Source organism: Pseudoalteromonas sp. PS1M3 (assembly GCF_016865405.1).
In the GTDB taxonomy this organism is placed as follows: Bacteria; Pseudomonadota; Gammaproteobacteria; order Enterobacterales; family Alteromonadaceae; genus Pseudoalteromonas; species Pseudoalteromonas marina.
The window spans coordinates 3,114,230-3,129,625 of the sequence record NZ_AP022624.1; the positions used below are offsets into that span (position 1 = coordinate 3,114,230).

Here is a 15,396-nt window from a genome sequence, read left to right on the forward strand (position 1 = left end):
ACAGTGAATCACATTAACTATGATTCAAAAAAATTCACTGTGTGGGGTTTTATTTTTATTATAACCTGCTCATTGATTTCAAATGATTGGCCATATTGCGCTTCAACTTCAAGCGTTTGTTCGGCTATAACAACTTTATAAACATACGCAGAGCCAATAAAGCGACGACTTAATATTGTAGCCCGTTTACTGAGTTTGTCACTTTGACACTCTTGCACAAGTTCAATTTGGTGAGGTCGCACATATAACTCACCACTACATGGATGGTGGCTCGTTTGCGTATCTGACTCAACGGTGCCAAAAGGTGTTTTATATTCAGTTGCCGTTAATGCTTCTGCGGATAAGTATATGCCTTGACCTAGAAACTCTGCAACCACCTTTGACCTAGGAGCAGCAAAAAGCTGCTCTGGCGTGCCTTGTTGAGCAATACTACCGCGGTCCATAATGGCAAGCGTGTCAGAAAAAGCAAAAGCTTCTTCTTTTGAATGGGTAACAAATACCGCTGATACTTGTTGCGCCTTAATAATACGGCGAATATCTGCAATTAATTCAAAACGAACTTGGGTATCTATATTTGAAAACGGCTCATCAAGAAGTAGTAAACTTGGTTTATAAGCCAACGCACGGGCAATCGCAACGCGTTGCTGCTGCCCACCAGAAAGCTGGTGAGGAAATCTATCTGCGCAACCAGACAAATGCACTAACTGAAGCATTTCATCCACACGCTGTTGTTTTTCGGATTGGCTCATTTTACCTAACCCAAACGCAATGTTATTTGCTACGCTTAGATGAGGAAACAACGCGTAATCTTGAAACATCATACCTATATTTCGGTGCTCTGGTGCAATAAATGTTGACCCATCACTTACCAGCTTGCCATCTATAAATACACTTCCGTGCTTGGCCTCAACTAAGCCTGCAATGGCTTTTAATGTGGTGGTTTTACCGCAGCCACTGGCACCAAGCAAGCATACAATCTCATCTTTACCCACGGTTAAGTCTAAGTTTTCGATCACCTTTGTACCGTTATAGTGATAGCTGACACCTTGCAAAATTAAACTACTCATTTAAGTGTGTTGCTCCATAGAACGATTAATAAAATACAAGGGGATAAATCCAACAATAACAATAGATAAAGCAGATATAGAAGCCAGCTCTAACTGCTCATCACTCACGTACTGAAAAACATGCGTTGCTAGACTTTCAAAGTTAAATGGTCTGAGTAATAACGCAGCAGGAAGTTCTTTCATGCATTCAATAAAAACGAGTAAGGCAGCTGTCAGTAAGCCTCTTCTTAATAAAGGTAGGTGCACTAAACGCAATGTTTGGCCTTGGCTTTTACCCATAGACTGGCTTGCCATATCAAGTGATGGACTAATACGCACAAAGCTCGACTCTATCGCTCCGTGAGCAATGGCATAAAACCGAACGACATAAGCAATCACAATAGTAAACACACTGCCTGTTAGTAACAGACCTATGTCTAAATTATAAGGCTCTAATACATTATTAATACTACTTTCTAACAGTGTTAAAGGTAATAAAACGGCAATTGCTAATACGGTGCCAGGCAGTGCATAGCCCGTACTCGCTAGTCGCCCAGGAACGAGAGGGTAAGACTGTGTTGCTATACGCTGATAAAAAACAACAAAAACACCTAATGCAATTGTTATTACGCTCACAACGCCTGCCACTTTTAGGCTTTGCCACGCATAATTAAAAAACTCAGCACTCCATGCTTTTTCAAAGTAGGTAATGGCGTAATTAAGTAGTACTGCAATCGGGATCACAAAAGATACAAGTAAAACCGTGCCACAAAATGCCGTTGCTAACCAAGCCGACTTTCCCTTTAAAATATAAAGTGCTTCACTATTTACGCCCGATTGGCGTTCAAATACAGCTTGATTACGACGACTAAAGCGCTCTGCCATAAGCGCTAAAAATAGAAGTAACAGCATGACACCTGATATTTTTGCAGCAGCAGTCAAGGAGTAATAACCAAACCATGTATCGTATACCGCGGTTGTGAGCGTGCTAACAGCAAAATAACTTACTGTTGCAAAATCGGCCATTGTTTCCATACTAATAAGCGCAAGGGCCGCAACAATAGAACCACGAGATAATACAAGACTCACTTTAAAAAAACTTTTAGTTGGGGAAAGTCCCATTAATTGACTTGCCTGTACCAATTTAAAAGACTGCTCTCTCAAAGCCGTTTTAAAAATTAAAAATAAGTATGGGTAAAGCACCAAGGCAATCATGACTATTGCGCCCGGCAGGGTACGTATATCAAAAAACCAATAGTCACTGGGAGATTGCCAGCCAAACCACTCCCTTAGAGTTATTTGCACGGGTCCTGCGTAATCAAGTAAATCAGTATACACGTAGGCAATAATGTAAGTAGGCATAGCAAGGGGCAGCATGAGCGCCCATTCAAAATGTTTTTTACCGGGAAAGTTACAATAAGCAGTTAGCCAACCAAGTGGCAACGCGATAACACTACTGAGTGCACACACACCCAATATAAGTAGTACAGTATTAGAAATGTAATCCCAAAGCACAGTGTCCCAAAGGTGAGTAAAAACCTCTGAGTTGCCTTGTAGCGATTCAAAAAGAAGGAAGAACAACGGGGCCGACAAAACTAAACCTGTCGACCACGCGAATAGCTGCCATTTAGACAGCTTAAATTTATAAGTCATTAAAGATCGAACTTCACCTCATCAATTAACTTAAGCGCTAACGGACGATATTTACTGATCTCATCAAGTGGCAAGCTATCTTCTTTAAAGCTGCCCCATGATGCAACCAAACTGGATAATTGCACACCAGGCTTAACTGGGTATTCCATATTAAGCGATGCATACATGTTTTGCGCTTTATTGTCGGTCATATACTCTATGAGTTTCAAGGCATTTTCAGGGTTTTTAGCATATTTAGTGATAACAGCCCCCGAAACATTAATATGTGAACCACGATCAGTTTGATTAGGGAAATTAATGTATACCGCCTCAGCCCATGCTTTTTGTTCTTCGTCTTGCAACATTTTACCCAAGTAGTAACTATTGCCTAACGCAAGATTACATAGCCCCTCTTTAACGGCTTTAACTTGAGCACGGTCATTGCCTTGTGGTTTACGTGCTAAATTAGCCTTCATGCCTTCAAGCCATGTTTTAGTTTGCGCTTCACCGTGATGAGCAATCATTGAAGCAACTAACCCTAAGTTATACGGATGTTTACCTGAACGAGTACAAATTTGCCCTTTATACTTTGGATCGGCTAGTTCTTCGTAAGTGAGCTTTGGTAATGCGCCCAAACGATCTTTGGACGAATATACATTTCGCACGCGTTTTGTTAGCGCGACCCATTGGCCATCTCCATCTCGAAAAGCAGAAGGTACGTTAGCATTTACATTAGTACTATTAATTGTTTGAGTTAAGTTTAAATCTTCCAATTGAATGAGTGCACTAAAATTAGAAGTAAGAACTAAATCAGCTTTACTATGTTTACCTTCGCGTTTTACACGCTCGATTAAGCCTTTTTTAGCAAACACAACATTTGTTTTAATACCGGTTTGTTTTGTAAAATCGTCTAAAATAGGTTGTATTAAAAAAGGTTGGCGAAAAGAGTAAATATTAACAACATCATTTGCAAAGGCTGGCGCCGATACGATAAATCCTAAAGCGATAGCGAGTGTTTTCTTCATTATTCCACCTAAATAGTAATTATTATCAATAATTCTACCGTGAACAGTTAAAAAGTGCACACCCTAAATACCCATAAATACTAAAAAAGCGTCCAAAACAGAAATACCCTGTAAGAGATATCTCACGGAAGTGGCAGCTTATAAGTAAAACACCGATTAAAAACCTACCAAAAAAAACATAAACCATTGATATTAAATAACTATATAATATTTAACAATAATAATACATAAACTATTTAGCGTTTTTGTCCTACTTTAGTTGGACCATCCACCTATAATTAACACATCAACTAAGCAATGACGCTTAACGAGTAAAAGGACAGGGATTAATTACTCGCAAACCAGTGACTGGTTATTAAGGATAACACGGAGTTAGGACAGGCTCAGGATGAGCATCGCAACGGAGTGTTAATAAACGGACAGCATCAGGAAGATGCATAAAGGAGTGCAACATTGGAGTGTTGCTTAACAGGAAGTTGAAGGAATATAAAGGACAGGTCTTAACAGGCAACACAATGGACTGATAACAACACGGAAGCACTAGGACGTGCAAATGAAGGATTTGGTAATAGGTTTTACCGCAACAGGACGTATAGGAATAAAGGAGATAAGCCCGGATTGGCTTATATTGCATAGAACTAAAAAGTAATATAGCAATAAACATGGAACAGTAAAAATTGGAGTTGATTAAGTTCAATTGCAGGATGCAGAAAATTAGAAGATTCCGCAAGCGCGCCTAGAGATAGAGCGCGCTTTTCTTTGACCTAAATTTAATACTACCACTCAATACAATCGGTATTAAAGAGACTCTGGTCTGCCTTTATTTCGTTTTCCCATAAGATACGCATCTCTAAACTTTATAAAGTGATCCTCAAGCTTTTTAGCTGCATCCATTTCACCCGCGAGTGCTAGCACTAAAATACCTACTTCAGCTGTGCCTAATTGATGCGCATGAGGCGCAACTCGTAAGCGATAATCTGATAACTTATCAGCTGTAATAGACAATACGGGCAAGTTATCTAAATATGGGCTTTTACGAATCATTTTTTTCGCTTCACGCCATGTACCATCTAAAAATATGAATAGCGGCTTTTTATTAGGCTCAATATTCACTTGCGTAATAGCTCGCCCCTCTTCTACATCCTCAGCAGGAAAAATAACCATTGGCTGATATTGCTCATCATTAATAAGCGCTATTAGCGCATCATCTGGATTAGTTCTATCCCATTTAAAAGCATGGTTATCGGGTATAATTTCGGCAATTAAACGCCCCGTATTTGAAGGTTTAAAACTTTCGTTATGGTACATCAATAAACACACTGCAGCATCGCACTGCGCTTTCTCTACGCCTTCACAAATACAGTAGTGCTTTGCAATTAAGCATTGCTCACAACGTGCTAACTTAGCGCCACGGGCATTAAATTCGCGACGAGATTCACTAATTTGCTGAGCGCGTAATAGCAGTACTGAATTATGAGAAGAGTGAGTCACAGTGATTAATTACCTTAAATTTGATCGGCGCATATTGTAGCTAAAAACGTGATGAATAGATATCAGCTATCAGCTATCAGCTATCAGCTATCAGCTATCAGCTATCAGCTATCAGCTATCAGCTATCAGCTATCAGCTATCAGCTATCAGCTATCAGCTATCAGCTCAAAATAAAATGGCATTTTATTAAAGCAAGTTTTGTTTATGTTTGGATTCACAGCTATAAAACAAAAAACCCAAGCCGAAGCTTGGGTTTTAAAAAAGCGTTGCTAGTTAAAAGAACTTACTTCTTCTTTTTAACTGCTTTTTTGTTTGGTAAATCAGTGATTGAACCTTCAAAAATTTCAGCTGCAAGGCCAATTGATTCGTTCAATGTTGGGTGAGCATGAATAGTAAGTGCTAAGTCTTCACCATCTGCACCCATTTCAATACCTAAACCGATTTCGCCAAGCATTTCGCCCGCGTTAATACCAATCATAGCACCACCTATTATACGGCCACTTTCTTTATCAAAGATAAGCTTAGTAGAACCCTCAGTACGAGAAGATGCAATTGCACGACCTGAAGCAGCCCACGGGAATACCGCAGTTTCAATGCTTAAACCTTGCTCTTTAGCTTCTTTCTCAGTAACACCTACCCATGCAATTTCTGGGTCAGTGTAGGCAATTGAAGGAATACATTTAGGGTCGAAGAAGTGCTTCTGACCAGAGATAACTTCAGCAGCAACATGACCTTCATGAACCGCTTTATGCGCAAGCATAGGCTGGCCAACTAAGTCACCAATTGCAAAAATATTGCTTACATTAGTACGTAACTGTTTATCAACGTTAATAAAACCACGCTCATCTACATTTACACCTGCTTTTTCAGCATCAAGTAAATTACCGTTAGGCGTACGACCTACTGCAACAAGTACTTTATCGTAACGTACTGGCTCAGCTGGTGCATTTTTACCTTCAAATGTAACGTATAAGCCATCGTCTTTCGCTTCAACAGCAACTACTTTAGTTGAAAGCATAACGTTAAACTTATCGCTTACGTATTTTTGGTAAACTTTGATAATATCTTTATCAGCTGCAGGAACTAATTGATCAGCAAATTCTACAACGTCAATGGCAGAACCTAATGCGCGGTAAACAGTACCCATTTCAAGACCGATGATACCACCGCCTAAAACAAGTAGTTTTTCAGGAATATCTTTAAGCTCTAATGCGCCAGTTGAGTCAATTACACGGTCATCTTCTGGGATGAAAGGTAAATTAACTGGTTTTGAACCTGCGGCAATAATAGCATTGTCGAATGTGATAGTAGTTGTACCGTCAGCACCTTCAACAGCTAAAGTGTTGCTACCAGTAAATTTACCATAGCCTGGTACAACTTTAACTTTACGCATTTTAGCCATGCCGTCTAAGCCGCCCGTAAGCTGACCAACAACAGACTCTTTCCAAGAACGGATTTTGTCTAAGTCAATTTGCGGTGCACCAAAAGTAACACCATGAGATGACATTTCTGCAGCGTCATCAATTACTTTAGCTACGTGTAAAAGTGCTTTTGAAGGAATACAACCCACATTAAGACATACGCCGCCTAATGTTTCACGCGATTCTACTAATGTAACTTCTAAGCCCAAGTCAGCAGCACGGAAAGCCGCAGAGTAACCACCAGGACCACCGCCTAGTACAACAACTTGAGTTTTTAATTCGTTGCTCATGCTATTACCTTAATTGTTTGAACGGGACACTGCCCTAAAATTTAACTGCCATGTTTCTGCATGGGCAGAAAATCAGAGCAATTCACAAATAGTGCAAAGATTGTATCATTGCATATAGTAAAAATCCCAGCTAAAAACAACTGGCTGGGATTTGATTTTGTTCATATTGTAGCGATTACATCACTAATTGACGTATGTCGCTCATGTAGCTAGCAAGCGTTGCGGTAAAGCGTGCAGCTAGTGCACCGTCAATCACGCGGTGATCGTACGACATAGACAACGGAACCATTAATTTAGGTTCAAAGTCTTTACCGTTCCACTTAGGTTTCATTTCAGATTTAGATACACCTAAAATAGCAACCTCTGGTGCGTTAACAATTGGCGTAAATGCCGTACCACCAATACCGCCTAAACTTGAAATAGTAAAACAACCGCCTTGCATATCTGATGCAGTTAGCTTACCTTCACGCGCTTTTTTAGACACTTCCATTAGCTCACGAGATAGCTCAATAATGCCTTTTTTGTCCACGTCTTTAAACACTGGAACAACTAAGCCATTAGGCGTATCTACCGCAACACCAATATTAATGTACTTTTTAAGAATCAAGCTTTCGCCATCTTCAGACAGCGACGAGTTAAACGTTGGGAACTCAGCAAGTACTTTAGCCGCAGCTTTCATCACAAACACTAGTGGTGTGATTTTAACGCCAAGCTTTTTCTTCTCGCTTAAAACGTTTTGTTCTTTACGGAATACTTCAAGGCTTGTGATATCTGCTTCGTCAAACTGTGTAACATGCGGTATTTGTACCCAGTTACGGTGTAAGTTTTTACCCGATAGCTTTTGGATGCGAGACAGTTTTTTCTCTTCAATTTCACCAAATTTAGCAAAATCTACTTTTGGCCAAGGAATTAAGCCAAGCTCACTGCCACCAGCATTACCTGCTGATGCTGAAACTTGACCAGACTCAACTTGCTTCACTAAGCTTTTAACATAGTTTTGCACGTCTTCTTTAACCACACGGTTTTTACGACCCGTGCCTTTTACGTTCGCTAAGTTAATACCAAACTCACGTGCTAAACGACGAACAACTGGCGATGCATGAGCATACGCGCTATTGTTTTCAAAACTTTCGTTGCTAACTTTAGCGGCAGGTGCAGCCTGTGCTGGCGCAGACTCGGTTTTTGCAGGTGCCGCCGCTGGCTTTTGTTCAGCAGGTGCTGAAGCTTTTGCAGGTGCACTGCCTGCAACTTCAAATACAAAAATAAGTGAACCGGTTTTTACTTTATCGCCCGCTGCTACTTTAATTTCTTTAACTGTGCCTGCAAATGGCGCTGGTACTTCCATAGCCGCTTTGTCGCCTTCAACGTTTAAGATAGATTGCTCTTCTTCAACGGTATCGCCAACAGCAACCATGATTTCAGTTACTTCAACTTCGTCGTCGCCAATGTCAGGTACGTTTACTTCTTTTGTGCTTGGCTCGGCGCTTTGAACAGTCTCTGCTGGCGCAGATTCTTGCTTAGGCGCATCTGATGCTGGTGCGCTCGAACCTGCAACTTCAAAAACAAATACTAATGAACCTGTTTTTACTGTATCGCCAGTAGCTACTTTAATCTCTTTTACAGTACCAGCAAACGGTGCTGGTACTTCCATAGCCGCTTTGTCGCCTTCAACGTTTAAGATAGATTGCTCTTCTTCAACTGTATCGCCAACAGCAACCATGATTTCAGTTACCTCAACTTCGTCATCACCAATATCTGGTACGGTTACTTCTTTAGTTGAAGAACCTGAAGCGTGAGCTGGTGCCGCCGATTGAGCGGGGGCTTCAGGTGCTGAATCAGCACCTGCGCTTTCGCCTTCAAATATAAATACTAAAGAACCCGTTGTTACTGTATCGCCAACATTTACTTTAATTTCTTTTACGGTACCCGCTTGCGCAGCAGGTACTTCCATTGAGGCTTTGTCGCCTTCAACTGTCAGTAAAGATTGGTCAACATCTACTTTGTCACCAACGCTTACTAAGATTTCGGTTACTTCTACGTCATCGCCACCGATATCTGGAACATTAATTTCAATACTCATTACAAACCTCTTATGCGTACAGTGGGTTTAGTTTATTTGTGTCGATGTCGAATTTCTTAAGCGCGTCAACAACAACAGACTTTTCAACTTCACCGCGTTTAGCAAGTTCAGATAACGTAGCAACAACAACGTAGCTTGCGTTAACTTCAAAATGACGACGTAAGTTTTCACGGCTATCAGAACGACCGTAACCATCTGTACCTAACACTTTATAGTTGCTGCTAGGAATAAATGAACGCGCTTGTTCTGCGTAGTTTTTCATGTAATCGGTAGCGGCAACAGTTACTGAGTCGTTTAATACGCTCGTGATGTAAGCTGTTTTTTGCTCGCTTTCAGGGTTAAGCATGTTGAAGCGCTCAACATCTTGACCATCACGCGTAAGCTCATTGAATGACGTTACAGAGTAAACATCTGATGCAATGCCGTAATCATCACTTAGAATTGCAGCCGCTTTACGCACTTCAGTCATGATAGTACCTGAGCTTAATAGCTGTACGTTGGCTTTTTTACCTTCGTAGCTTTCAAGCTTATAAATACCTTTACGAATACCTTCTTCAGCACCTTCAGGCATAGCTGGCTGATGGTAGTTTTCGTTCATTAGCGTTAGGTAGTAGTAAATATTTTCTTGGTCGTCACCGTACATACGACGAATACCATCTTGTACAATTACGGCAACTTCAAATGCGTAAGTCGGGTCGTAAGAAATACAGTTAGGAACCGTATTTGCAAGAATATGGCTGTGACCATCTTCGTGCTGTAAACCTTCACCATTTAGCGTAGTACGACCAGCCGTAGCACCTAGCAAGAAACCACGTGCTTGTTGGTCACCCGCCATCCATGCCATGTCGCCAACACGTTGGAAACCAAACATAGAGTAGTAAATGTAGAATGGGATCATTGGTAAATCATTCGTGCTGTATGATGTTGCAGCAGCAACCCATGACGACATTGCACCTAACTCATTAATACCCTCTTGAAGTACTTGCCCTGATGTAGCTTCTTTATAGTAAGAAACAATATCACGGTCTTGAGGGGTGTAGTTTTGGCCATGTGGGTTGTAAATACCAATTTGACGGAATAAACCTTCCATACCAAAGGTACGCGCTTCATCGGCAATAATTGGTACAATGTTTTTACCAATACCTTTGTCTTTCAATAAAATATTAAGTGCACGAACAAAGCCCATTGTGGTTGAAATATCACGTTTTTGCTCTTCAAGTAGTGGCTTAAATGCTGCTACTTCTGGCAACTGTAATTTTTCAGAAAACTTAGCTATGCGAGTTGGTGTATAACCTTCTAAGTCTTTACGACGAGCATGTAAGTACTTGTACTCTTCAGAGCTTTCATCAAGCTCTAAGTAAGGTAAGTCTTTAATTGCTTCTTCAGAGACTAAGTCTTGTAGGCCTAAACGGTCACGTAAGTGTTCAACATGGCTCATGTCCATTTTTTTCACTTGGTGTGCAATGTTTTTACCTTCAGCTGCTTCACCCATGCCGTAACCTTTTACAGTTTTAGCAAGTATCACAGTAGGACGGTCGTTAGTTTGCTCGGCCTTTTTAAATGCAGCATAAAGTTTTGATGGCTCATGACCACCACGCTTAAGTGCAAAAATTTCGTCATCCGTCATATCTGCAACAAGGGCTGCTGTTTCTGGGTAACGACCAAAGAAATGCTCACGAACGTACGCGCCATCTTTTGCTTTATATGTTTGGTAATCACCGTCAATTGTTTCGTTCATCAACTGTAGTAATTTACCTGTTGTATCTTTAGCTAGCAGAATATCCCAACCGCTTCCCCATACAACTTTAATCACGTTCCAACCAGCGCCTTTAAATAGGCCTTCTAGTTCTTGAATAATTTTACCATTACCCATTACTGGGCCATCTAAACGCTGTAAGTTACAGTTAATTAGGTAACATAGGTTGTCTAGCTTTTCACGAGCAGCAAAAGAGATTGCGCCGCGTGATTCTGGCTCATCCATTTCACCGTCACCTAAAAACGCATATACACGTTGGTTTTTAGTGTCTTTTAAGCCACGGCCGTCTAGGTATTTTAAGAAACGCGCTTGGTAAATAGATGCAATTGGACCTAAGCCCATTGATACTGTAGGGAACTGCCAAAATTCAGGCATTAATTTAGGGTGTGGGTACGACGGTAAACCTTTACCATCTACTTCTTGGCGGAAGTTGTCTAGTTGAGCTGCGCTTAAGCGACCTTCAACAAATGCACGCGCGTAAATACCCGGAGAAATATGGCCTTGGTAATAAACTAAGTCACCACCGTCTACCTCGTTTGGCGCTTTAAAAAAGTGGTTAAAACACACTTCATAAAATGCTGCTGACGATTGGTAAGACGCCATATGGCCGCCTAAGTCGAGATCTTTTTTAGATGCACGCAGAACGATCATAATCGCGTTCCAACGAATAATTGAACGAATACGGCGTTCAAGGTTCACATCACCTGGGTAAGCAGGTTCTTGATCTACAGGAATAGTATTAACGTAGTTCGTGGTAATACCCGTTGGCATATCAACGCCGTCTAAGCGGGCTTGCTCTAATACTTGCTCAAGTAAGTACTGAGCTCGTTCAACACCTTCTTCACGCACAACTGATTCAAGAGCTTGTAACCACTCTTGTGTTTCTAGCGCGTCTACGTCAATTTTATTGACTTCAGACATATGGAGGTTTCCTTATGTTTAAAATACGAATGTTGTTAATTTAATACAACTGATACTTAAGTTAGTGTGTTCAAGTAATAGAGTATTAGCTTAATTTTGTTTTGTGCGTCTTAAACTACGTTCAATTCGCGAATATTCTTTGCCCGCTTCAAGTAATGCTTCCTCAATAAACGCTAAATGCGCATTACTTGCTAAACGAGCTTGTTCTGGATTGCCGTCAATAACCGCATCCATTAACAAACGCCTGTGCTCGGCTAACTGACTGCTAATATCAGGTTTTTCTAATAAAACCGTTAAATTTTGCAATACGTTTTGCTCAAGCAGCGCCTGCATACCTCTCACCAAGTGCAATAACACAACATTATGTGAGGCCTCAGCCACACTAAAATGAAAGGCATTAATTGCTTTTGCTTTTTGCTGTAGGTCATCATGCGAAAGCGCAATTTTATCAAAGCTTTGTTTTACTTTAGTAAAATCGTTACTTGTACCTCGCAGTGCTGCGTAGTAAGCAGCAATACCTTCTAAAGCATGACGAAATTCGAGCAAATCAAATTGTGACTCAGGGTGTTTACTTATCAGTTCAAACAACGGATCAGTTAACCCTTCTTCCAGCTGATTTTTTACAAACGTACCACCGCCTTGACGACGCGTAACGAGCCCTTTTGCTTCTAACTTTTGAATGGCCTCGCGCAGCGAAGGACGAGACACTTCAAACTGTTTTGCTAGTTCACGCTCTGGAGGCAGCTTTTCTCCTGGTGCTAACGATCCCTCAAGAATCATATTCTCAAGTTGCTGTAAAATAACATCAGATAGTTTTGCTGCTTTAATCTTTAAAGACATGAATCAACGTCCGCGTTGTATAAATACCAAGCCCCAAAACTGGAGCTTAAAGTTATAAGATTTACCCAAAAGGTAAATTGGTCATACCAAGAATTTGCAATACGTTATCAAAAACCCATATAGCTGTCAATTTACAGGTTACTTGTACGGGGATATTAGCGTAACGCATTTTTAACGAAGATCAAACAATACACAATATAGCTTAGTTTTGAGAGGCTAGTAAGATTAACATTCAAATGGTCTGACCAGATAAATTTAGAGTTTTAACTCTATTTTAAGGAAAGATCTAATTGCTATGTTTAAAGCGTTTTAAATAGGCAAGGAAGCCAAGAGCAAAGCACTTTAGCGTAAATAAGTGCTTTACCTTTAAATTGGCTTCAAAAAAATAAGGTGTTAAGACAAACCGCCAAACAAAGTAAGTAATGCAATTAAAACTAAATAAAATAGTACATTACGCTTAACTAACTTAATCATACACGTTGCCTCGTAAGTGCAACCGTAATAACGCTTTTCTACTTGCTCTGCTGCAAGCGCAGTATAAGTGACGACCTTTCGGTTAGGGCTTGAAAAATCAAGCGCGTAATGTAACCAGCAGCTCGTTCCTTTATTAAAGTTACCAATTACTAAGTAACCAAAACTCGCTATACGTGCGGGTAACCAATCTAACCAAAACAGTAATTTATGTATTAACTTAAAATGTTTAGCAAATATCACTTTATGGTTATCTCGCACTAAATCGGCAAAAGTACGTACAAGAGCATATAAAACAGCACCCGGCGCACCTAGAACAACAAACCAAAAAATAACGGCACAGTAAAACCTAAAATTTACCCAAGCAAGTGTTTGCCCAAAGGTTTCACCGCCTTTTTGATCTTCAGTACGTTTTTGCCCCATTTGCAGTGCATATAAAGACGCCGCGGTACCATCATCGCGTGTGAGTGCGTTTAAATATGCTTTATATAAAGCACGTTGCTTTGCACAACCAAAGCAAACAAGTAAAACAGCAATATTAATGGCCAACTCCCACAAAACAAATTTCGACAAGTTGTAAATACACGCCATAGCTACTACAGGTAAAAATAGCCAAATTAAAAAACCCATTGCCGAACTAAATAAACCGTTACTGGCAAGTAAGCGGTTGGAGCGTTTTAAATAGCCATTGGCGTAATAACTTATTTGCCAATAGTTAGCTCGCGCCCCTAAACGCTCTAAAATTAACGCTAAAATAATAGAAACTAAAATCATGATAGTGACTCTCTCAACTTGGTTGCTCAAGCATGTTTAAAAATAATGGCCAGTTAAAACTACTGCCGGGGTCTGTTTTGCGACCGGGTGCAATATCGCAGTGCCCCACAATACGCGAAGAGGTAATTTTGGGATAGCGCTGCATTATAGATTTACTTAAATTACATAACGAGGCGTACTGATCGCGAGTATAAGCAGCTGTATCGGTGCCTTCAAGCTCAATACCAATACTGTAATTATTGCATACAGTTTGTCCTTCATATTCAGATACGCCGGCATGCCAAGCACGCTTGTTAAATGGCACGTATTGAATCAACTCACCAGTGCGTTTAATAAAGCAATGCGCTGATACACGCAGCCCTTTTAAATCACTAAAACTTGTATGGGCATTGCAATCAATACACCCCATAAATAAATCATCTACAAAGGGTGTGCCAAACTGCCCTGCGGGGAGTGAAATATTATGAATGACCAACAAGGTAATATCTGTGTGTTCTGGGCGCTCATCATAGTGCGTGCATGCGCGCTGTTGCGCCGCTAATAACACTCCATTTAAATCAATTGCCATTACATTTATACCAAACTATTCATAACCTTGATGCTAAAGGATTTATAAAAATAATGATAGTAACCAAATCCCACCTAGGTAGGTAAGGAATTATAAGCTGCTTATATTTTAATAATAAAGCTCTCAGCTATGCTCTAATAATTAAAAGCGCTTCTATTCATTATTTAAACATAGTAAAATTTTCTTTAATTTATTAATGCTTATGAGCTTTTAGCCATGTCTATTTCGCACACTTTACTTAGTCAACTTGTTACCCTTGCGCTCGACGAAGACTTAAACTACCAAACCGCAGCCGATGGGGATATTACCGCTCAGCTTATCCCACAAAACGAGCAAGCAAGTGCCAAAGTGATAACCCGTGAAGAATGCATATTTTGTGGAAAAGACATCATTATTGAAGTGTTCAAGCAAGTAGACCCAACAGTGCAGGTATCAGTACTGGTAAACGATGGCGACGTTGTCACTGCCAACAGTACTTTATTTACAGCAAAAGGCTCCGCCCGCGCAATTTTAACCGCTGAGCGCACTGCACTTAACTTTGTACAAACGCTTTCTGGCACAGCAACAACCACAGCGCATTATGTAAAAGAGCTTAGTGGTACTAGCACACAGCTACTCGATACCCGTAAAACTATTCCAGGACTCAGAGCGCTGCAAAAATATGCAGTAAAGTGCGGTGGTGGCGCAAACCACCGTATTGGGTTGTTTGATGCATTTTTAATAAAAGAAAACCACATAGCAGCCTGCGGAGGTATAAATAAAGCCATTGCTCAGGCAAAACTAAATCACCCAAGCAAACCGGTTGAAGTTGAAGTTGAATCGCTGCAAGAGCTAAAGCAAGCCATAGACGCAGGCGCCGATATAATCATGCTTGATAATTTTAGCGTTGAACAAATTAAGCAAGCCGTTATTTTAACTAACAAACGCGCTAAATTAGAAGTGTCTGGCAATATGACGCTAGAAACACTTAAAACGTATTCACAAGCGGGTGTCGACTTTATATCTAGCGGTGCATTAACAAAAAACTTACAATCAATCGATTTGTCGATGCGTTTTGAATGATGTATGGCCAAAGTAATAA

Annotated in this window: 11 protein-coding genes; 1 reads left to right on the forward strand and 10 read right to left on the reverse strand. The window is 40.5% G+C overall.

Going from position 1 to position 15,396, the window contains the following annotated elements:
• Positions 1–17: 17 nt before the first annotated feature.
• The 10 genes from PS1M3_RS14555 to ampD form a co-directional block, all read right to left on the reverse strand.
• Entirely contained in the window at positions 18–1,067 is a 1,050-nt protein-coding gene (locus PS1M3_RS14555; protein WP_203985149.1) for an ABC transporter ATP-binding protein, read from the reverse strand.
• On the reverse strand, positions 1,068–2,699 hold the full coding sequence (locus PS1M3_RS14560; protein ID WP_008131115.1) for an iron ABC transporter permease: 1,632 nt from the start codon (positions 2,697–2,699) through the stop codon (positions 1,068–1,070).
• A complete protein-coding gene (locus PS1M3_RS14565) occupies positions 2,699–3,703 on the reverse strand; it encodes a Fe(3+) ABC transporter substrate-binding protein (protein WP_203985150.1) in 1,005 nt (334 codons plus the stop codon). The genes PS1M3_RS14560 and PS1M3_RS14565 overlap by 1 nt, the downstream gene beginning before the upstream one ends.
• 798 nt (positions 3,704–4,501) lie before the next feature.
• Positions 4,502–5,194 (reverse strand): tRNA-uridine aminocarboxypropyltransferase, encoded by a 693-nt coding sequence (locus PS1M3_RS14570; protein WP_203985152.1) that lies wholly within the window; start codon positions 5,192–5,194, stop codon positions 4,502–4,504.
• A 283-nt stretch (positions 5,195–5,477) separates the two neighbouring features.
• The gene (gene lpdA / locus PS1M3_RS14575) at positions 5,478–6,905 is read right to left on the reverse strand and encodes a dihydrolipoyl dehydrogenase (RefSeq protein ID WP_203985154.1); all 1,428 of its coding nucleotides are present in this window, start codon (positions 6,903–6,905) and stop codon (positions 5,478–5,480) included.
• A gap of 175 nt (positions 6,906–7,080) precedes the next feature.
• A complete protein-coding gene (gene aceF / locus PS1M3_RS14580) occupies positions 7,081–8,985 on the reverse strand; it encodes a pyruvate dehydrogenase complex dihydrolipoyllysine-residue acetyltransferase (RefSeq protein ID WP_203985156.1) in 1,905 nt (634 codons plus the stop codon).
• Positions 8,986–8,995: 10 nt separating this feature from the next.
• On the reverse strand, positions 8,996–11,662 hold the full coding sequence (gene aceE, locus PS1M3_RS14585; RefSeq protein ID WP_138739827.1) for a pyruvate dehydrogenase (acetyl-transferring), homodimeric type: 2,667 nt from the start codon (positions 11,660–11,662) through the stop codon (positions 8,996–8,998).
• A 90-nt stretch (positions 11,663–11,752) separates the two neighbouring features.
• Complete coding sequence (pdhR, locus tag PS1M3_RS14590; protein WP_006794551.1) at positions 11,753–12,502, reverse strand: pyruvate dehydrogenase complex transcriptional repressor PdhR; 750 nt, start codon at positions 12,500–12,502, stop codon at positions 11,753–11,755.
• Positions 12,503–12,895: 393 nt separating this feature from the next.
• Complete coding sequence (gene ampE, locus PS1M3_RS14595) at positions 12,896–13,747, reverse strand: beta-lactamase regulator AmpE (protein WP_203985158.1); 852 nt, start codon at positions 13,745–13,747, stop codon at positions 12,896–12,898.
• Between the two features lie 13 nt (positions 13,748–13,760).
• A complete protein-coding gene (ampD, locus tag PS1M3_RS14600; RefSeq protein ID WP_203985159.1) occupies positions 13,761–14,315 on the reverse strand; it encodes a 1,6-anhydro-N-acetylmuramyl-L-alanine amidase AmpD in 555 nt (184 codons plus the stop codon).
• Positions 14,316–14,531: 216 nt separating this feature from the next.
• On the opposite strand from ampD, the gene nadC reads away from it, so the two are divergent.
• Complete coding sequence (gene nadC, locus PS1M3_RS14605) at positions 14,532–15,377, forward strand: carboxylating nicotinate-nucleotide diphosphorylase (protein WP_203985161.1); 846 nt, start codon at positions 14,532–14,534, stop codon at positions 15,375–15,377.
• Positions 15,378–15,396 lie beyond the last annotated feature (19 nt).

Excerpts from the sequence above, each read along its gene's own strand:
- PS1M3_RS14555 (WP_203985149.1), bottom strand. The coding sequence starts at position 1,067 with ATGAGTAGTTTAATTTTGCAAGGTGTCAGCTATCACTATAACGGTACA.
- PS1M3_RS14560 (WP_008131115.1), bottom strand. The coding sequence starts at position 2,699 with ATGACTTATAAATTTAAGCTGTCTAAATGGCAGCTATTCGCGTGGTCG.
- PS1M3_RS14565 (WP_203985150.1), bottom strand. The coding sequence starts at position 3,703 with ATGAAGAAAACACTCGCTATCGCTTTAGGATTTATCGTATCGGCGCCA.
- lpdA (WP_203985154.1), bottom strand. The coding sequence starts at position 6,905 with ATGAGCAACGAATTAAAAACTCAAGTTGTTGTACTAGGCGGTGGTCCT.
- aceF (WP_203985156.1), bottom strand. The coding sequence starts at position 8,985 with ATGAGTATTGAAATTAATGTTCCAGATATCGGTGGCGATGACGTAGAA.
- aceE (WP_138739827.1), bottom strand. The coding sequence starts at position 11,662 with ATGTCTGAAGTCAATAAAATTGACGTAGACGCGCTAGAAACACAAGAG.
- pdhR (WP_006794551.1), bottom strand. The coding sequence starts at position 12,502 with ATGTCTTTAAAGATTAAAGCAGCAAAACTATCTGATGTTATTTTACAG.
- ampE (WP_203985158.1), bottom strand. The coding sequence starts at position 13,747 with ATGATTTTAGTTTCTATTATTTTAGCGTTAATTTTAGAGCGTTTAGGG.
- ampD (WP_203985159.1), bottom strand. The coding sequence starts at position 14,315 with ATGGCAATTGATTTAAATGGAGTGTTATTAGCGGCGCAACAGCGCGCA.
- nadC (WP_203985161.1), top strand. The coding sequence starts at position 14,532 with ATGTCTATTTCGCACACTTTACTTAGTCAACTTGTTACCCTTGCGCTC.